Origin of the sequence: Pseudomonas sp. RL_5y_Pfl2_69, from assembly GCF_963970465.1 — a bacterium.
Taxonomy (GTDB): Bacteria; Pseudomonadota; Gammaproteobacteria; order Pseudomonadales; family Pseudomonadaceae; genus Aquipseudomonas.
On the sequence record NZ_CAXAOU010000005.1, the window covers coordinates 18,332 to 36,078 of the forward strand.

Genomic DNA, 17,747 nt, shown 5'->3' on the forward strand with positions numbered 1-17,747 from the left:
ATATATGTTTCAATATATTGAGTATTTTTTGACAAACACGAGGCCCGTCATGCACCCCGAAATTCAAGGATTTTTCGACCCTGCAACGTCGACCGTGAGCTACGTGGTTCATGAAGCTGGCGCCAGCGAGTGCGCAATCATCGATCCGGTGCTCGACTACGATGCCGCCGCCGGGCGCATCAGTACCACCGGTGCAGACATCATTGCTGCTTACGTGCAGGCACAGGGCCTGAAGGTGCAATGGCTATTGGAAACCCACGCCCACGCCGATCACCTGTCTGCCAGCGCTTACCTGAAGCGAAAACTGGGCGGACAGATTGGTATTGGCGCGGCAATCACCCAGGTACAAGGGGTGTTTCGCGACATCTACAACCTTGAGCCCGAGTTCAAGCTCGACGGTTCGCAGTTCGACCGGCTGCTGGAACCGGACGAGCTGTTCCACATTGGACGGCTACAGGTACGCGCACTGCACGTGCCGGGGCACACCCCGGCCGACATGGCGTATCAGGTTGAGGGCGACTGTCTGTTTGTGGGCGACACATTGTTTATGCCCGACGTTGGCACGGCCCGCTGCGACTTCCCGGGAGGCGATGCGCACCAGTTGTACCAATCGATCAAGCGTCTGCTGGCCTTTCCGGTCCAGACCCGACTGTTCATGTGCCATGACTATCCGCCAGCAGGGCGTGAGGCCACATGGTCAACCACGGTGGGTGAGCAGCGAGCCAACAATATTCATGTCAACGACAGCATCGACCTGACGGGCTTCGTCGAGATGCGCACCGCTCGCGACGCGACGCTGGGGGTTCCGGCACTGCTGATTCCGGCCATTCAAATCAACATTCGGGCCGGTAACCTGCCGCCCGCCGATGAAACCGGCCTGTGCAGCCTGAAGGTGCCGCTGAACCGTTTTTAGCCACACAATTACTGTGCGTGTGGGAGCGGGCTTGCTCGCGATGCAGAGAACGCGGTCTACCGGTATGACCACAGTGATGCCATCGCGAGCAAGCCCGCTCCCACAACAAGCCTGCTCCCACAGGGCTGCATTGAAGTAAAAAAAATCCGGCCTGAGCCGGATTTTTTATTTAGCCAATCACTGCATCCACGGTGGAGGCGGCTCTTCAGACTTGCTCGGTGGCGCGTCATCTGCAGCACGCACGGCCTGACGGAACGCTTCGTCCAGACGGGCAGCTTCGATCTCGCGCATGACACCGCCCACATCGGCCAGCTCGTCCGGCTCGTCAAACTCGCCCGTCAACACGCTGCCAGGGTGCAAGGTGGCAGCTTCGTAAAGCGCCCACATTTCCTTGGCGTATTTGGTTCCTTTAAGTTCCGGCGCAAAACGCCCGAAGTAAGAAGCCATGTTGCCCACGTCACGTTCCAGCATGCTGAATGCGTGGTTGTTACCCGCGGCATCGACAGCCTGTGGCAGATCAATAATCACCGGGCCGGTCGGCGTCAGCAGTACGTTGAACTCGGACAAATCTCCGTGGACCAGACCGGTACACAGCATCAGCACAATCTGCTGAATCAGGAACGCGTGATACTCGCGAGCCTGGTCCGGTTCCAGCACCACGTCATTGAGTCGTGGGGCTGCATCGCCGTACTCATCCGCCACCAGTTCCATCAACAGCACGCCTTCAAGGAAGTCGAACGGTTTTGGAACCCGAACACCGGCGCCCGCCAGACGAAACAGCGCAGCCACTTCGGCGTTTTGCCAGGCATCCTCGGTTTCTTTACGACCGAACTTGGAGCCCTTGGCCATCGCTCGGGCCTGACGGCTGTTGCGAACCTTGCGACCCTCCTGATATTCGGCGGCCTGGCGGAAACTTCGTTTGTTAGCCTCCTTATAAACCTTGGCGCATCGCAGCTCATTGCCGCAGCGGACTACGTACACAGCTGCTTCTTTGCCACTCATGAGTGGGCGCAGCACCTCGTCGATCAGACCGTCCTCGATCAGGGGTTCTAAGCGTTTTGGAGTCTTCATCAGCTTTTATTGTGGGTCCTTTATTACCAAACACGCGAATGTCACTCGTTATACGGCAATCCACTCACCACGGGGAGAGGGCAAACGATTTGAATGATAGACGAGCAATCCGTCAAGAGCACCGACTAATGGGCCCGCTGCCTAGCCCTGGCGAAATAACTCGCCGGGCGTATAGCCGAACATCTTTTTAAATGCCGCGATGAATGCCGACGTCGACTCATACCCGCACGACAACGCCGCACGCGTGACATGACCACCCTCCTCCAGCACCTGCAACGAAGACAGCAGTCGTACCCGCTGACGCCAACTGCGAAAACTCAAGCCCGTTTCACGCAGGAACAACCGCATCAGGGTTTTTTCAGACATGCCCAGACGATCCGACCACAGGCTCAGGCTGACGTCGGCATCGGGGGTTTCGATCAATTCATTGCACAGCACCAGCAAACGCCCATGGCGTGGCAGCGGTAGCGAAAAACCCACCTCAGGCAGGCTCGCCAATTGATCCAGCAACACCGCCACCAACCTTTGCTCAGGGCTGCCGCCCTCGGGGTATTCGGCGGGCAATGCACAAAAACCTTTGATCAGCTCCCGTGCCAGCGGCGTGACCTCCAGCACCCGGCACTGGCCGGGCGCCCAAAGGCAATCCTCACGACGTACATACAGGCTGCGCATTTCGGCACGCATCGAGGTGATGACCTCATGCTCCAGCCCGGCGGGAATCCAGATCCCCCACTGCGGCGGTGCAAAAAAGCTGCCCTCGTCGGTATGCACCCCCAACACGCCACTGATCGCGTATGAAAACTGCACCCAATCATGCCGATGACGTGGCGTCCAGGAACCTGCGCCCAGGCTTTCGGCCCGGGCATACAGCGGCCGTGGCAGTGCATCAAGCACTGGAATGGCGCGCTGGAGTCCACGTTGTCCGTTTGGCGGCATTGATTGGCCTTATATCGCAAGACGTCAGATACCTGCGACGTTAGGCTAAGTCACTAATTCTTACAATGTCCCGGTGCCCACGATGCCTGTGCTTAAACATCTCAAACGAATGTTCACCGACTGGTTTCTGTGCGGCATGCTGCTAGCGACATTTCTGGCCTATGTGTTTCCGCATTTCGGCAGTACTGGCGGCGGGATGCACGCTGAGTGGGTAATCAACATCGGTGTGTTCCTGGTGTTTTTCCTGCACGGGGTCAACCTGTCCAGCGAGCAAATCCGCCACGGCCTGAAAAACATCCGCCTGCACTTCATGGTTCAGGGCTTCACCTTCATCGTTTTCCCGCTGATCTGGGTCATCGCCGACAAGCTGCTGGGCACCCATGTTCCACCGCTGCTGATGCTGGGCTTCTTCTACCTGTGCGCATTGCCTTCGACCATCTCCTCCTCGGTCGCACTCACCGGCAGCGCAGGCGGCAACGTACCGGCGGCGATTCTCAACGCCAGCCTGTCCAGCGTACTGGGGATTTTCATCACCCCATTGCTCGTCAGCCTGGTGGTTGGCAGCGGCGCGGGCGGCATCGACCTGGGCTCAACCCTGCTCGATCTGTGCGCCATGCTCCTGTTGCCCCTGGTCCTTGGCCAACTGGTACGCCCGCTGTTCGGACGTTTTTTCGCCCGCCACAAGCGCTACACCAACATCTGCGACAAAGTGGTGATTCTGCTGCTGGTTTACGCAGCGTTCTGCAACTCGATGGTCTCGGGCATGTGGCAACAACAAGGCACCTCGGTGATTATCAGCGCCGTGATCGGTAGTGCCGTCCTGCTCGCCGTCATCCTGTGGATGACCACCCGCACTGCCCGTGCCTTGAAGTTCAGCACCAGCGATGAAATTGCCGCCGTGTTCTGCGCCAGCAAAAAATCCCTGGCTGCCGGCGCGCCGATGGCCGCCCTGATCTTTGGCGCCAACCCTGGCCTGGGCCTGATTTTGCTGCCGATCATGATCTACCACCCGCTGCAGTTGATCGTGTGCTCGGTGATGGCAGAAAGCTACGCCACTCGCAAATACAACACGAGTGGAAGCGGGCTTGCTCGCGATGCAGACGCCGCGGTGTAACAGCCACACCGCGGTGATGCCATCGCGAGCAAGCCCGCTGCCACCCACATGCGGCTACCGCTCAAGGATTGCGGTAACGCCCTGCCCACCTGCCGCGCAGATCGAGATCAGCCCTCGCCCCTGCCCGGCAGTGGCGAGCAGCTTGGACATATTGGTCACGATCCGCCCTCCTGTCGCCGCAAACGGATGCCCCACCGCCAGCGAGCTGCCCTTGACGTTGAGCTTGCTGCGATCAATCGAGCCCAGCGGTGCATCCAGGTCGAGCCGGCTTTTGCAGTAGGCCGCATCCTCCCAGGCCTTCAACGTACACAGCACCTGCGCAGCAAAAGCCTCGTGAATTTCGTAGTAGTCAAAATCCTGCAAAGTCAGGCCATTGCGCGCCAGCAGCCGTGGGACTGCATACACCGGCGCCATGAGCAAACCTTCCGCTCCATGCACGAAATCAACAGCAGCAGTTTCGCCATCACGCAAATACGCCAAAATCGGCAGGCCGCGCTCCCTGGCCCACTCTTCGCTGCCCAACAGCACCACGGCAGCGCCATCGGTCAGTGGCGTGGAGTTGCCCGCCGTCAACGTGCCTTTGGCACTGCGCTCGAACACAGGCTTAAGGGCGGCCAGCTTCTCCAGGGTCAAGTCGGCACGCAGGTTGTTATCGCGGCTCAAACCCCGGAAAGGCGTGAGCAAGTCATCTTCCCAGCCTGCGTGATAGGCCGCCGTCAACGCCTGATGGCTGTGCAGCGCCAGTTCGTCCTGTTCAAGCCTTGGGATGCTCCAGGCTTGCGCCATCAGTTCGCAGTGCTGGCCCATCGACAGCCCGGTGCGGGGCTCGCCATTACGGGGAAACTCGGGTTTCAGAAAACCCGGACGCAATTGCAGCAAGGTCTTGAGCTTATCCAGAGGCGCCTTGGTGCGATTGAACTGCAGCAACCATTTACGCAGGCCGTCATTAAGGCCAATCGGCGCATCGGATGTGGTGTCCACTCCCCCGGCAATCGCACAGTCGATCTGCCCCAGGGCAATCTTGTTGGCCACCAGCAATACCGCTTCAAGCCCCATCCCGCAGGCCTGCTGCAGGTCATAGGCCGGTGTTTTCGGCGACAGCCGTGAGCCCAGTACGCACTCACGGGTCATGCTGAAATCCCGAGAATCCTTGAGCACCGCCCCGGCCACGACCTCCCCCATGCGCAGCCCGTGCAGGTTGTAACGCTCGATCAACCCCTCCAGCGCGGCCGTCAACATGTCCTGATTACTGGCGGTCGCATACGGCCCGTTGGAGCGGGCAAACGGGATTCGGTTACCACCAATAATTGCTACACGACGCAGACTCATACGATTGCCCCTATTCTTTTGAATCCATTAATCGTTACAAGCGTAGGTCTTATCGCTGATAACGAACGACCACGGCCTGTTTGTGGTCAACCCTTTGAACCCCATCTGTCGGAGAGTGTTCCATGTCAGACCGTTATATCGACTTCGTCAACTCATCCCTCGGCCAGCGTCTGGTCGGCGCGTTGGGGCTGCCGTCACCGGGACGACTGGAACGCTGGCAAGCCGGGCGCCTGCGCCCCGTCGAAGGCCCGCTATTGATTGGCGGCGGGGCACTGGCCGAACAGGTGAACCGTTTTGCCAGCAAACTCACCGACGCCGTCTACAGCTACGGCCCCGAACCGTTGCTCGCAACCCCCTGGATTCCTGGCCAGGGACCAAAACTCAAGGCCGTGGTGTTCGACGCCAGCGAGCTGCTGCACACCGACCAACTCAAGCAACTGCGCGAGTTTTTCCAGCCACTGCTGCGCAGTCTGGAACACAGCACCCATATGGTGATTCTGGGCCGTGCACCTGAAACATTAAGTGACCCATTTGCTGCCAGCGCCCAGCGTGCGCTTGAGGGTTTCAGCCGGTCACTGGCTAAAGAACTGCGCAACGCCAGCACCCTGCAACTGCTGTATGTCGGTGAAGGTGCTGAAGATCAACTTGAAGGCGCACTGCGGTTTTTCCTTTCGCCCAAAAGTGCATTTATCAGTGGGCAAGTGCTTCGCCTCACGGCCTGCGCCTCCCAGGTACAGGACTGGACCCGCCCCCTGGCCGGGTGCAAGGCATTGGTGACCGGGGCGGCCCGAGGAATTGGCGCCTCGATTGCCGAAACCCTGGCCCGGGATGGCGCCCACTTGATCCTGCTCGACGTGCCATCCGCCAAGGCCGACCTGGATGCGCTGGCCGCCCGTTTGGGCGGACACAGCATCGCGCTGGATATCTGTGCCGCCAATGCCGCTGAAGAACTGGTCGAGCACCTGGCTGACGGTGTCGACATCGTGGTGCACAACGCAGGCATCACCCGTGACAAGACCTTGGCCAACATGACGCCCGAGTTCTGGGACTCCGTGCTCGCGGTCAACCTCAACGCCCCGCAGGTGCTGACCAAAGCCCTGCTCGACAGTGGCACTTTGCGCGATAACGGCCGGGTGATTCTGCTCGCCTCCATCAGCGGTATCGCCGGTAATCGCGGTCAGACCAACTACGCCGCCAGCAAGGCCGGGCTGATTGGCCTGGCTCAAGCCTGGGCCCCCTTGCTGGGCGAACGCGGCATCAGCATCAACGCCGTGGCCCCCGGGTTTATCGAAACCCAGATGACTGCGCATATTCCCTTCGCCTTGCGTGAAGCGGGTCGACGCATGAGCTCCCTGGGCCAGGGCGGCCTGCCGCAAGACGTGGCCGAAGCCGTGGCCTGGCTCGGGCAGCCGGGGTCGGGCGCCGTCAGCGGTCAAGCGCTGCGGGTGTGCGGACAAAGCATTCTGGGAGCATGAACCATGACCGTGAAGTGGCTCGACCTCGCCAGCCCACCGCACTTGCCCGCGCTGTACGCCCACGCCGCCACCCGGCGCAAAATCACCGGCAGCATCTTGCCGGAGCAGGGTTTGCGCTGCTGGGTGGAAGTTGAGCCCACGGCACTGGCAGCCTTCAGGGAGGTGTGCGCCCTGGCGCCAAGCCCACTACTCCCGCCCACCTACCCCCATATCCTGGCCTTCGGGCTGCAAATGCAATTACTGACCAGCAAGGACTTCCCCTTCCCACTGCTTGGGCTGATTCATCTGACCAATCGGGTACGGTTGCTGCGGCCCATGGGCAGCGTGACGCAGCTGCGTATCGGCGTGTTTGTGCACAACCTGCAAAAGCACCCCAAGGGGGCGACCTTTGAGGTGGTCACCCAGGTGGACGACATGCTCGGGCCGCTGTGGGAGGCCGAAAGCACGCTGCTGTGCAAAGGCGTCGAGCTGCCGGGGGAACCCCCTGAAACCGCCGCCCCCGGGCCGGTGGTGCTGAACGAGCTGACCCGCTGGTACGCCCCCACCGACATTGGCCGCCGCTACGCCAAGGTGTCGGGCGACTACAACCCCATTCACCTCAGTGCGGCCAGCGCCAAACTGTTTGGCCTGCCCAGCGCCATCGCCCATGGCCTGTGGATAAAAACCCGTGCCCTGGCGGCATTGAATTCGCACCTGCCAGCCGCCAATGTCGAGATCTTTGTCGCGTTCAAAAAGCCGGTACGTCTGCCCAGCGAAGTGATTTTGCGCTGCAGCGAAGCGGGTTCCAGTGGTGATTTCCAGCTGAACGGGCATGGCGATCTGGTGCACATGACCGGTAATTGGCGACCGATCAGCTAGCGTCTGCTGTCCAAAGACCTGTGGGAGCGGGCTTGCTCGCGATGCAGACGCTGCGCGGTGACAGGCAAACCGTGCTGCTGCCATCGCGGGCAAGCCACGCTCCCACAAGGTGTGTGATGCCTGCCAAATGTGCCTTTCGCTTGCGCCAAAAGCCGTTCAGTCGCAAGCTTTGCGCCTTCTGGAGAGCACACCCTCGATGAACCTCGACGAACTCACGCAACGCATGCACCGCATCCGCGATAACAACGACTGGAAACAATTCCACAGCCCGAAAAACCTGGCCATGGCCGCCAGTGTCGAAATGGCTGAGCTGGTGGAAATCTTTCAGTGGCTAAGCGAGGACCAGTCCCGCCAGCTCCCCGCCGACAAGCTCGCCCACGCAGGCCAGGAGGTAGGCGATATCGTGCTGTATCTGGTGTTGCTGTGCGCCGAACTGGGGTTGGACATGAACGAAGTGGTGCGCAGCAAATTGGCTGACAATGAAAGGCGTTTCAACCCATGAGTGACCGTCACTTCGATCAACTGGCCACCCGTTTCGCCGAAAAAATCTACGGCGGCGCCAAGGGTGCCATTCGTCTGGCCGTGCTTCAGGCCGACCTTGAAGAATCACTGCCAAAACGCCCGTTACGAGTACTGGATATCGGTGCAGGCCTGGGTCATATGTCGTTATGGCTGGCCCAGCAAGGTCATGATGTGACCCTGGCCGAACCGGCCGCGCCAATGCTTGAAGGCGCCCGCCAGCGTTTTGCCGAGGCAGGCCAGACCGGCACCTTTATCCAGGCGCCGTGGCAAGAGCTGCTGGGGCAACTGACCGAACCCTACGATCTGGTGCTGTGCCACGCCGTGCTGGAATGGCTGGCGGAACCCCACGCGATCCTGCCGGTGCTGCATCAGTTGACCGCCAAGGACGGCTGGTTGTCCCTGGCGTTCTACAACCGCGACGCGTTGATCTATCGCAACCTGCTCAAGGGCCACTTCCGCAAAATGCGCAAGAACGACATGGCCGGCGAAAAACAGAGCCTCACCCCTCAACAACCACTCGACCCTCGGGAACTGGCCACGGCACTCGAAGGCCTGTGGCAGGTCCAAACCCAAAGCGGTGTGCGAGTGTTTCACGACTACATGCCCGTTGAGTTCCAGGCCCGAGCCGAGCTTGAGGCACTGGTTGAAATGGAACTGGCCCATCGTCGCCATCCAGCCTTTGCCGGGCTTGGACGTTATCTGCATTGGGTGTGCCGCCCGGTTTGAATCGCCCTGCGGGGGAGACCATCATGTATCGCCGCGTTGCCTTAGTCGTTTTAAGCCTGGGGCTGGGCGCTTGCCAAAGCCCCAACCCTTACACCCCGAGTGCCCTGCCCATGCCGCCAGCCCCGGCACAAGCAGCCAATAGCCTGGACTTGAGCGCCTACCCGGCGCCGCCTCGCGATTACGGGCGCTACCAGAGCTGGGCCTGGCTCAATGGTCGTCTGCCGGTCGGGACCGCGTGGGCCGACTCTGCCCAGATCGCCGAAGCGGTGAACAATGCACTGGACCAGCGGGGCTTGCGCCCGGCGCAGCCCAACCGTCCAGCGGATCTGTGGGTCAGTGCCGACTTACATACCGAAAAACGCTTGCGTCAGGTTCAGGACGACTATGGTTACGGAGCGGGCTACGGCAGCGGCTATGGCCGTTACGGCAGCCAGTACGGGATGTACAACTCTGTGCCCGTGGTGCGCACCTACGAAGTTGAGGTCATGGTGGTGCGACTCAATCTGTATGACGGCAAAACCGGTCAACCGGTGTGGAGTTCCAGTGCAGAAACCAGCAGTAAAGGCAGCCTGGGCGAACGCAGTGATGCTCTGCGCGAATCACTGAACAAGGCAGTACAGGCTTATCCTCCCCATTAAGACTTATTGTTGAAGCGGAGAAATCATCATGCTACGTCGCCTGGCATTACTGGGCATCGCCCTGCTGCTCAGTGCTTGCGAAACCATGCAGGTCAGCAGCGATTACAACCCTGCGGTCGATTTCGCCAAGTTCCAGTCCTGGGCCTGGAAAGACCCTGCCGTGCAATATCACCCCAATAACCCGATGCTGCGAAGCAGCCTGACCGAGCAACGGATCGTTCAGGCCATCAGTGGCCAGCTGGACCAACGGGGCCTGCGCCCGGTTGCGGCAGGCAGCAAGCCGGACTTGCTCGTGCAAGCCTGGTTGATCGTTGCCAACCGCCAGGAGCAGGTCGTGACCAACTACGGCTACGGCGGCCCTTGGGGCGGACCGTGGGGGGGTTACTGGGGTGGCCCGTGGGAAGGTTACTGGGGCCCACCGATGTATAACGAAGTACGCAACGTGGTCTATCAGGTTGGCACGCTGCAAATCGACCTGATCGATGCCAAGGACGGGAAACTGGTGTGGCGCGGCAGTGCTGAAAAAGTCGTCGACACCAGCCCTACTCCGGCCGAACGCAGCGCGGCAATTCAGGAGGCGGTCACGAAAATCTTGAGCGCCTATCCACCGAAGTAAGTTTCAGGGCACTCACTTGCTCACACTGTATATATGTAAGTTGGTATTAATACTTTCGTGAGCAAGTTAGTTTCCACACTCGACTTTCGGCTATTTATCATTGGCTTTTGATTAACTGTTCACATCACGCCTATAAAACTGGCAACTGGCCAGCGCGACGATCACTTTCTGGCTACACTCGATCAAACTTTGGAGAGTTAGCGCTGGGCTATGTTCCAGCAACAGGAGTGCTCGATGTCTCCCCATCTACGCGGTATTGGTTTTACGGGTCCACAGCAACAGCGTGGCGCAATCGGCTTGATGGCTGCCGTGACCCTCGGCATGGTGCTGTTGTTCATGTTGTTGGTGGTCGATAGCGGGCGTTTGTACCTGGAGCAACGCAAATTGCAACGGGTGGCGGATATGGCGGTGTTGGAGGCGGTGAGTCGTGGGGGAAATTGCCTCACAACCCCAACAACGGCACAGGATTATGCAAACCAGAACGCCAAGATCAACAATTTCACCCCAGGTGACGATCAACAAATAAGCGCCGTTTGCGGCACGTTAAAAACCAATGATGACCAGATTCGTGTCTTCACTGAGAACAAGAACAGTTCAGATGCCATTCGCGTGATTGCCACCACCACTGTTCCCACTAGCGTGGCCGGAGGATTGTGGAGCCTATTTTCCAAAGACGGGTTTAGCACCAAGACGAATTTGACGGCGAGTGCCGTGGGGGCAACGCCGGGGCCGACCTTGGCTCAGTTAAGTATTCGAACCACCCTACTCAAAGTAGATACTGCAAAGTCCTTACTGCTTAATGATCTATTTACAAAGCTACTGGGCGGAAACGTTAATATTTCGGCCTTGGGTTGGGAAGGACTGGCCAAAGCCGACATCAACCTTCTTCAATATTTAAACCAGCTAGCTATTGTGCTTAACGTAACCGCTGGAGACTACACTAAACTTCTTGCCACTGACGCCACGGTCACACAGCTTATTCAGGCTGCCATCAAAGCCGCAGAGATCAATGGAGCAACCGCCGACATAGTTACGAACCTAGGACAACTCAAGCTAGCGGCATTAAATAAAGTCCCCTTAAAGGTCGGAGACTTACTAAAATTGCAAACCGGAACCACATCAGCCGGTCTAGATGCAAATGTCCAGTTAATGCAGATACTTCAGGCATTCATCCAAGTTTCTAACAAAAACAATGTTCTCTCTGCATCATTACCTCTGAACTTGCCCGGAGTTGCAAGCATTACAACACAGATCAAAATTATTGAACCGCCACAATTTTCTGCCATAGGCAACCCTGCTTTAGCCAAAGCAGCACCGTTGGGAGAAAACAAAATTTTCGTTCGCACAGCCCAAATCAGAACGCTCATTACCATTGAACTTGGAAAGCTGAGCCTCGTTACTGGTTTACTCAATGCGGTAAATGGTATTTTGAGTCCTATCACAAACCTTGTAACAGGGCTTCTTTGCGGTCTTGGACTATGCTCTGAATCTGTTGACGTTATACTTCTTCCGCCACCAATTTCTATATACGTCAATCTTGACACCGGAGGAGCAAGTAGCTATTTAGTCGATTATAATTGTGCCCCTGACAACAAAAGCTTAACCGCACGTTCAGAGTCGTCTATTGCCAATATAAAAGTAGGCAAAATCACTAACCCTGCCGCCGTTTTCACCTCCAAAGACCTTGTTAGCATGACCCCTCTTCCACTCGTCGACATTGGCACAAGGTGCTTTCTGTGCGAGAGAAAGCCTTTCGGCGGCGGTGGCATTGCTCTTACGGTCAACAGCTATGTTGCACAGAGAACACCGCAAGATCTTTTATTTACAAAGGCTGACGCACCTACAAACCTTAAACAAAAGCCTGCAGAACTCCATATAAAACCTACCGGAGACATTATTGCGAGCCTCAAAAACACCTTATCCGGGATATCAATACAACTTTACGGCCCCATTGATAACACGGGCATATTAAATAATATTTTAACCTCGGTCAGCACCGCCGTAACTCAAGCGCTCAATGCAATATTAGGGATCATTTTACCACTGATCATTAATATTTTAAGCAGCCTCTTGGATCCGCTCATCAATAATATTTTGTCTTTATTAGGCGTTGACCTAATGGACACCGTAGTCGGTGCCAACCTCTCCTGTAACCAAGGTGGCCGCGCCCAGTTGGTTCTTTAACTACCCCTTGAACGCAGAAGGCCCGGTGTATCAGATACACCGGGCCTCATGGTCTTACGACTGCTGCGCAGCCGATCGCAGCCTCGCTTCGCTCCTCAGCGGCTACAGATTTCGTCGTCAACTGCGCGTCGTAGCAGTTGACGAGTAGAACGAGGCTACGTTCGATCGCGGAGCGGTCGCAAAACCGGTAGACACGGTATGCCTGATAAGCCGTGAAAGCTGATTTTTTACGACGGCTACGTCGGGGTGCCGCATCACGCAGGACGCAGGACGCAGCCTCGTTCTACTCGTCAGCTGCTACGGATCGCGAGTACCCTTTTGCGCGCAACCACTAGAGGAGCGCGTTTGACCGGCAACAGAGTATCTACAGATATCGCAGCACTTCACTCCTGCACTTCAACCACCGGCAACTCCACGCAAAACCGGGCGCCGTGCTCGGTGTTGCTGACGCTCAACCGCCCGCCCATGTTGTCGATGATGCCGTAGCTCACGGACAACCCCAGTCCCGTGCCAAGACCAATGGGCTTGGTAGTGAAGAAAGGTTCGAAGATCCGCTCCAGCAGACGCGGGTCAATACCGCCTGCGTTGTCGTCCACTCTCAGGCACACATGCTGTGCATCGGACTCGATACTCAGGGCAATCCAGGGCTCAAAGTCGCGATCGGTTTCTCGCTTGCTCATCAGCGCATCACGGGCATTGACCATCAGGTTGATCAGCACTTGCTCAAGCTGGTCGACATGGCCACGCACTTGCACATCACACACCTGGCCTTCACTGCGCAATTCGACGCCTTTACCGCGCAGGCCTTCGCTGAGCAAGGCCACGGAGCCTTCCATCGCCTGTGAAGGGTTGAACACTTGCTGTTCGATTTCCGAGCGACGACCAAACACCCGCAAGTGGTCCACCACCCGCGCCGCACGCTGGACTTGCCCGTCGATACGGGCAAGCTTTTCCTGCAGGTACTCGATCTGTGCATCGCCGTTGCTCAGACGCTTGAGCACGTTCGCCACGGCCATGCGCATGACGTTCAACGGCTGGTTGATTTCGTGGGCCAGCCCCGTGGCCATTTCGCCAAGGGTGGCCATTTTCGCACTGTGGGTCAGTTGCTGCTGCGAGCGACGCACCTCGGTGTTGTCGCGGCCAACGGCTTGTACTTCCAGCAAGTTGCCCTGTTCGTCGAAAATCCCCCGGTCCGACCACACCCACCAGGCATATTCGCGACCCGGCAGTTGCAGGCTGATTTCAGCGGAGCTCACCGGAGACTGTGGAGTCAAACCCGCAATACGCTGCACAAAGGCTTCACGCTGCTCGTCGGACAGCCAACTGCTCAGATTGATGCCCGGCAACTGCCCGGTCGTGCACTCCAGGTAGCTGGCCAGGGGCTGATTGCCAAAGGTCAGGGTCAGGTCGGGCAGGTAACGGCAGATCATGGCGGGTGAATCTTCGACCAGGATTCGATAGCGTTCTTCGCTGCTCTTGACCCGCTCGGCCGCTTCGGTGGCCTCGGTGATGTCCAGCCACAACCCGACGACTTCAACCGGCAAACCCAGGTCATCACGTAGCAACTTGGCTTCATCCAGCAGCCAGTGGTAATCACCGCCTCGATCGCGAAGACGATAGCGACGCCGGGTGCTGCCTTCGCGCAGCAACTGGCGGGTGCGCTCAAAATAGTGCTCCCGATCATCGGGGTGAACCCACTCGATCAAGGTCGCGCTCGTGCACTCCTCCAGCGTCCAGCCCAGCAAGGGCTTGAGGCTGTCACTGAAAAACGCGGGCAACAGCGCGCCTTCGACATAACGCTGCACGTAAATCACCGCAGGCGAACTGGCGATAAGGTTGTCCAGCCGCGCATGAGCGGCTGCAACTTGCTGCTGTTGATTCTTGATGTCGCTGACATCCAGCATAAAACCCACGATACGCCGCCGGGTGCCGGTCCCCAGCATCTGGCCCTGGACTCGATACCACTGGGCAGGCTGAGTGCTTTGGGGTTGATGCACCCGCGCAAACAGCAACAACTCCTTGCCATGCTCCAGCAATTCATTAAAACGGCCACAGAGCTCATCCCGATCGGCAGGATGAAACAACGCCAGCCATGCCTCGCGGGTCATAGACTGCGGCTCGATGACCTCAGTCAGGTTGGCGGCCAGTTGCGGGGCCAGTTGCATCAGTTCGTGGGTGATCGACCACTCCCACCACCCCGTGCCCAGCAAGCCTTGAAGGGCTTCCATGCGCTCGCGCTGCTGCAGGTGCTGTTGCTCGCGCAAGCGATCCAGCAGGGGCGCGGCCAATGCCGCGCACACCTGCATCCAGTCGCTTTCACTCATCTGCGGTCCGTGCAGGGATGCCGGGTAAAACCCCAGCATCAACCAGGCACACAGGCCTTGCTGGTCGCTGTACGGCACCAGTACGCCGTCGGCATTGCCAAACAAATCGTTCAGCCGCGGGTTGCCGTCGCGCTCGACACGCTGGGGCGAGTTGCCGCCCAGCGGGTCGAGCAGGCTGCCCAGGTTTTGCTCTGGCAACCAGAGTTGCGGTGCATCAAACGAGTGATAGGTGCTGTGCATGTACCAGGAGGACTGCGCATCATCACGCACGGCCAGCGCCATGCAGGGCACACGACCATGCTGGGCCACGCTGCGCAGCGCTTCGTGCATCACTTCCGGCAGGCGCTGCACACTGCACTGACGCAATTGCTCGCCCAGGCTGAGGGTCAGTTGCGTGCAGCGCTCACGGTTGCGCGCCTGCTCGCTGCCAAGGCGCAAGTCACTGATATCCAGCAGCTGTAAAAGCCAGCCATCACCCTGGGGCTGAACCCAGCCTCGGGTATGCACCACGCGCAGCCCGGCGCATTGAAAGTCCAGGTCGAGGCTGTGGCCCACCCAGTCTGCCGGGACGCCTTCGAGCGCCAGCGTGCTGCCCGGCACCATGTAGCTCAGCAGCAAGCGCGGTGCGCCGTCGCCGCTAGAGCGCGCCAGACCATAACGCTGCAGGCCGTGAATGTCGGTGACGTAGCCGTGTTGATCGAGCATCAATTGGATGCCCGCATGGATGTTCAATTGCGGATCATTGGATTCAGGCAAGCGCTCGTCGGTCCGTCCCAACAAGCGCCCGAACAGCCTTTCACTAGGGGACAAGTTGAGCGCTCGATGTGGCAGTCAGGTTGGCTGGCAAGTCCGGCACGGTGATGCTTCCCAATTTGAGCACCGGCATGATCGCGCTCAAATCCTTGGACGGCAGCGTGACGCTGGCTGTCAGCACTTTTGTTGTGGCGTTATAGGTCGCGGCCGGGACAACCTTGCTTCTCACAGCCGATGGCACCCAGGTCAGCTTGTCGTTCAAAACGCTAACGGCCAATGTCTGCACCGCTGCCCCATAGTTGGCCGCCGTCGGGTCCACCGCCATGCTTCGGCGCACCGCTTCGGACGTCGCATTATTGAAGGACTGCACCAGCAACAGCGGCAAGCTGTAGCTGACGACGCCGTAAAGCACTGCGAAAAAAATCACAAACACCAGCGCGAACTCAATCGCCGCGGCGCCTTTCTGCTTTTTGGGAAGCCTTGTTTTCATGACGGTGTCTACCCTGACTGTCGACAGTAATATCATCATAGAATCATTGGTAAAAAAGGGAGGTTCTTTACGTGATCCAGTTATGTGTTGTGTTCGTGTGGTTTGCTGCGTGTTCCATTCAAGATCTTCTCCAACGTCATATCTCCAATATCCTGACCTTTGGCGCGGCGGCGCTGGCATTGCTGTATCTGCTGTGGACAGGCCACACCTGGCTCGGCGCAAGCGCAGCCGAAGGCGGCTGGGCATTGCTGGTCGCGCTGGCACTGACACTGCCCGGCTATGCACTCAACAAGCTTGGAGCCGGCGACGTAAAGCTGTTGATGGCCCTGGCACTGGCAACCGATCGTCCGACAATTCTTGGTACCATCATCGGTGCAGGCCTTTGTACTGGCGCTTGGTGGCTATTTGCGTCAAAAATCCTGCCGTCAATGAATCAACGAGTTAAGACCCCTTCACTTGCCAATCACGTCCCAGTGTCAAAAAAGCTTCCATTTGCACCCTTCCTGTTGGGCGGGTTTACCCTGACAATGGCGCTCCTTCGCTAATCGTTTGAGGGGATTAACACCTTGTACATAGTCGTAAAGTAGGTCTACGTTTAACTCAAACGCAGTAACCAAGTGGACCCAGAAGTCCCTGATTGGTTTACCAGGAAGGAGAACCGCGTGCATACATCCACCCCCCTGATAAAAGTCCTCGTGGTCGACGACCAGTCGTTGATTGTCGAAGAACTGTGCGAATTTCTTGAAAGCAGCGGCTACCGTTGTGTGCCCTGCCATTCAACACGTGAAGCCATCAGTGCTTTCATCGCCGATCCAGAGATTGGCCTGGTGCTGTGCGACCTGCACATGCCCGAGATGAACGGCATCGAACTGACTCAACACTTGCAAAAAATCGCCGGTAAGCACCGCTCCTTTGAAAGCATTTTGTTGACCGGTCGAGCAGACAAGCAGGATGTGATCAAGGCCCTGCGTATCGGCATTGCCGATTACTATCAAAAGCCGGTTGACCTCAATGAACTGCTTGAGGGCATCCAGCGCCAGGAAGCCATCTTGCGCGAAAAGCACAAGAGCGATCAGTTGGGCCACCTGAACCAGAAGTTGCAGTTCCTGGCCGAATCCATTGACGACCTGTATCAGGACATGGAGTCCGCTAGACGCCCCCCTCAGTCGGCCACTCAACCTTCAAACCCGCAGGACTCAAACGAGGGCCCCTGGCAGCAGATCCCGACGATTTTCAAACAGCTGTCGCCCCGTCAACTGGACGTTGCCAAGCTGGTGAGCAAAGGCCAGACCAACTATCAGATCGCCTGCGATCTGGGCATAACCGAAAACACGGTAAAGCTTTACGTGTCCCAGGTTCTGCGCCTGACCCACATGAACAACCGCACTCAACTGGCCCTCGCGCTGTCCCCTAACGCCCCAGCACAACATCGCCAGAGTGCGCATTAATCGCTGATCCTGCCTCACCTTAATCGCTGGCAACACCTGTGAATAACAGGCTAGCCCGCGACAAGATCAGCTCATTCAGTTCTGCTTGGCCGTGCCGCCCTCATCCTGTTTGTAGTACTCAGGGATCTCATGCTTGTAGCTGTCCAGCCAACGCTGCAGGCTGAGCTCACGCTCGGCCGGAGTCGCCGTTTGGCGTATCGGCGACTGCACGCTGCCACTGACCTGAAGCTGCAGCCAGTTTTCGGTTTCCTGCTGGTTTTTTGGCGTGGGACCGGGCTCGATGGCCACCGCACCCAGCGGGATCAGGGCCAGCAACACCCCCACACGAATAGAAAAAGTCATTGCAAACC

17 protein-coding genes are annotated in these 17,747 nt (G+C 58.2%); 11 read left to right on the plus strand and 6 right to left on the minus strand.

The window, feature by feature from the left end:
- Positions 1 to 49: 49 nt before the first annotated feature.
- Positions 50 to 913, plus strand: coding sequence for an MBL fold metallo-hydrolase (locus AACY07_RS10345; protein WP_339474690.1), 864 nt, complete (start codon positions 50 to 52; stop codon positions 911 to 913).
- Positions 914 to 1,090: 177 nt separating this feature from the next.
- On the opposite strand, the gene AACY07_RS10350 is transcribed toward AACY07_RS10345, so the two are convergent.
- Together AACY07_RS10350 and AACY07_RS10355 are read right to left on the minus strand one after the other, a co-directional pair.
- Complete coding sequence (locus AACY07_RS10350) at positions 1,091 to 1,984, minus strand: PA4780 family RIO1-like protein kinase (RefSeq protein WP_133079608.1); 894 nt, start codon at positions 1,982 to 1,984, stop codon at positions 1,091 to 1,093.
- Between the two features lie 141 nt (positions 1,985 to 2,125).
- Positions 2,126 to 2,920: an AraC family transcriptional regulator gene (locus tag AACY07_RS10355; RefSeq protein WP_219262829.1), complete on the minus strand. Its 795-nt coding sequence runs from the start codon at positions 2,918 to 2,920 to the stop codon at positions 2,126 to 2,128.
- Positions 2,921 to 3,002: 82 nt separating this feature from the next.
- On the opposite strand from AACY07_RS10355, the gene AACY07_RS10360 reads away from it, so the two are divergent.
- Entirely contained in the window at positions 3,003 to 4,034 is a 1,032-nt protein-coding gene (locus tag AACY07_RS10360) for a bile acid:sodium symporter family protein (RefSeq protein WP_339474693.1), read from the plus strand.
- A gap of 54 nt (positions 4,035 to 4,088) precedes the next feature.
- Here the strand turns inward: AACY07_RS10360 and AACY07_RS10365 are convergent, their stop codons facing one another.
- A complete protein-coding gene (locus AACY07_RS10365; RefSeq protein WP_339474694.1) occupies positions 4,089 to 5,363 on the minus strand; it encodes an acetyl-CoA C-acetyltransferase in 1,275 nt (424 codons plus the stop codon).
- Positions 5,364 to 5,485: 122 nt separating this feature from the next.
- Between AACY07_RS10365 and AACY07_RS10370 the strand changes: the two genes are divergently transcribed.
- The 7 genes from AACY07_RS10370 (at position 5,486) to AACY07_RS10400 (ending at position 12,382) form a co-directional block, all read left to right on the plus strand.
- On the plus strand, positions 5,486 to 6,838 hold the full coding sequence (locus AACY07_RS10370; RefSeq protein WP_339474695.1) for a 3-oxoacyl-ACP reductase: 1,353 nt from the start codon (positions 5,486 to 5,488) through the stop codon (positions 6,836 to 6,838).
- Between the two features lie 3 nt (positions 6,839 to 6,841).
- Positions 6,842 to 7,696 (plus strand): MaoC family dehydratase, encoded by an 855-nt coding sequence (locus AACY07_RS10375; RefSeq protein WP_339474697.1) that lies wholly within the window; start codon positions 6,842 to 6,844, stop codon positions 7,694 to 7,696.
- A 196-nt stretch (positions 7,697 to 7,892) separates the two neighbouring features.
- Positions 7,893 to 8,198, plus strand: a complete 306-nt coding sequence (locus AACY07_RS10380) for a nucleotide pyrophosphohydrolase (protein ID WP_133079602.1) — start codon at positions 7,893 to 7,895, stop codon at positions 8,196 to 8,198.
- Positions 8,195 to 8,944, plus strand: coding sequence for a methyltransferase domain-containing protein (locus AACY07_RS10385; protein ID WP_339474699.1), 750 nt, complete (start codon positions 8,195 to 8,197; stop codon positions 8,942 to 8,944). The genes AACY07_RS10380 and AACY07_RS10385 overlap by 4 nt, the downstream gene beginning before the upstream one ends.
- Before the next feature lie 23 nt (positions 8,945 to 8,967).
- Positions 8,968 to 9,582, plus strand: a complete 615-nt coding sequence (locus AACY07_RS10390) for a DUF4136 domain-containing protein (protein WP_133079600.1) — start codon at positions 8,968 to 8,970, stop codon at positions 9,580 to 9,582.
- Between the two features lie 28 nt (positions 9,583 to 9,610).
- Complete coding sequence (locus AACY07_RS10395) at positions 9,611 to 10,198, plus strand: DUF4136 domain-containing protein (protein ID WP_133079599.1); 588 nt, start codon at positions 9,611 to 9,613, stop codon at positions 10,196 to 10,198.
- A gap of 234 nt (positions 10,199 to 10,432) precedes the next feature.
- On the plus strand, positions 10,433 to 12,382 hold the full coding sequence (locus AACY07_RS10400) for a pilus assembly protein TadG-related protein (RefSeq protein WP_339474700.1): 1,950 nt from the start codon (positions 10,433 to 10,435) through the stop codon (positions 12,380 to 12,382).
- Positions 12,383 to 12,765: 383 nt separating this feature from the next.
- Here AACY07_RS10400 and AACY07_RS10405 read toward each other — a convergent pair whose 3' ends face one another.
- Together AACY07_RS10405 and AACY07_RS10410 are read right to left on the minus strand one after the other, a co-directional pair.
- On the minus strand, positions 12,766 to 15,516 hold the full coding sequence (locus AACY07_RS10405; RefSeq protein ID WP_339474701.1) for a PAS domain-containing sensor histidine kinase: 2,751 nt from the start codon (positions 15,514 to 15,516) through the stop codon (positions 12,766 to 12,768).
- Positions 15,506 to 15,949: a TadE/TadG family type IV pilus assembly protein gene (locus AACY07_RS10410; RefSeq protein ID WP_339474703.1), complete on the minus strand. Its 444-nt coding sequence runs from the start codon at positions 15,947 to 15,949 to the stop codon at positions 15,506 to 15,508. Before AACY07_RS10410 ends, AACY07_RS10405 begins: the two co-directional genes overlap by 11 nt.
- A 71-nt stretch (positions 15,950 to 16,020) precedes the next feature.
- Between AACY07_RS10410 and AACY07_RS10415 the strand changes: the two genes are divergently transcribed.
- Together AACY07_RS10415 and AACY07_RS10420 are read left to right on the plus strand one after the other, a co-directional pair.
- Positions 16,021 to 16,494 (plus strand): prepilin peptidase, encoded by a 474-nt coding sequence (locus AACY07_RS10415; protein ID WP_339474704.1) that lies wholly within the window; start codon positions 16,021 to 16,023, stop codon positions 16,492 to 16,494.
- A 117-nt stretch (positions 16,495 to 16,611) separates the two neighbouring features.
- Positions 16,612 to 17,397 (plus strand): response regulator transcription factor, encoded by a 786-nt coding sequence (locus AACY07_RS10420; RefSeq protein ID WP_339474706.1) that lies wholly within the window; start codon positions 16,612 to 16,614, stop codon positions 17,395 to 17,397.
- Positions 17,398 to 17,472: 75 nt separating this feature from the next.
- On the opposite strand, the gene AACY07_RS10425 is transcribed toward AACY07_RS10420, so the two are convergent.
- Complete coding sequence (locus AACY07_RS10425) at positions 17,473 to 17,739, minus strand: DUF3613 domain-containing protein (RefSeq protein WP_339474707.1); 267 nt, start codon at positions 17,737 to 17,739, stop codon at positions 17,473 to 17,475.
- Positions 17,740 to 17,747: the final 8 nt, after the last annotated feature.

What these genes read in the sequence shown, in the direction of transcription:
- AACY07_RS10345 (WP_339474690.1), top strand. Translation starts at nt 50, where the DNA reads ATGCACCCCGAAATTCAAGGATTTTTCGACCCTGCAACGTCGACCGTG.
- AACY07_RS10350 (WP_133079608.1), bottom strand. Translation starts at nt 1,984, where the DNA reads ATGAAGACTCCAAAACGCTTAGAACCCCTGATCGAGGACGGTCTGATC.
- AACY07_RS10355 (WP_219262829.1), bottom strand. Translation starts at nt 2,920, where the DNA reads ATGCCGCCAAACGGACAACGTGGACTCCAGCGCGCCATTCCAGTGCTT.
- AACY07_RS10360 (WP_339474693.1), top strand. Translation starts at nt 3,003, where the DNA reads ATGCCTGTGCTTAAACATCTCAAACGAATGTTCACCGACTGGTTTCTG.
- AACY07_RS10365 (WP_339474694.1), bottom strand. Translation starts at nt 5,363, where the DNA reads ATGAGTCTGCGTCGTGTAGCAATTATTGGTGGTAACCGAATCCCGTTT.
- AACY07_RS10370 (WP_339474695.1), top strand. Translation starts at nt 5,486, where the DNA reads ATGTCAGACCGTTATATCGACTTCGTCAACTCATCCCTCGGCCAGCGT.
- AACY07_RS10375 (WP_339474697.1), top strand. Translation starts at nt 6,842, where the DNA reads ATGACCGTGAAGTGGCTCGACCTCGCCAGCCCACCGCACTTGCCCGCG.
- AACY07_RS10380 (WP_133079602.1), top strand. Translation starts at nt 7,893, where the DNA reads ATGAACCTCGACGAACTCACGCAACGCATGCACCGCATCCGCGATAAC.
- AACY07_RS10385 (WP_339474699.1), top strand. Translation starts at nt 8,195, where the DNA reads ATGAGTGACCGTCACTTCGATCAACTGGCCACCCGTTTCGCCGAAAAA.
- AACY07_RS10390 (WP_133079600.1), top strand. Translation starts at nt 8,968, where the DNA reads ATGTATCGCCGCGTTGCCTTAGTCGTTTTAAGCCTGGGGCTGGGCGCT.
- AACY07_RS10395 (WP_133079599.1), top strand. Translation starts at nt 9,611, where the DNA reads ATGCTACGTCGCCTGGCATTACTGGGCATCGCCCTGCTGCTCAGTGCT.
- AACY07_RS10400 (WP_339474700.1), top strand. Translation starts at nt 10,433, where the DNA reads ATGTCTCCCCATCTACGCGGTATTGGTTTTACGGGTCCACAGCAACAG.
- AACY07_RS10410 (WP_339474703.1), bottom strand. Translation starts at nt 15,949, where the DNA reads ATGAAAACAAGGCTTCCCAAAAAGCAGAAAGGCGCCGCGGCGATTGAG.
- AACY07_RS10425 (WP_339474707.1), bottom strand. Translation starts at nt 17,739, where the DNA reads ATGACTTTTTCTATTCGTGTGGGGGTGTTGCTGGCCCTGATCCCGCTG.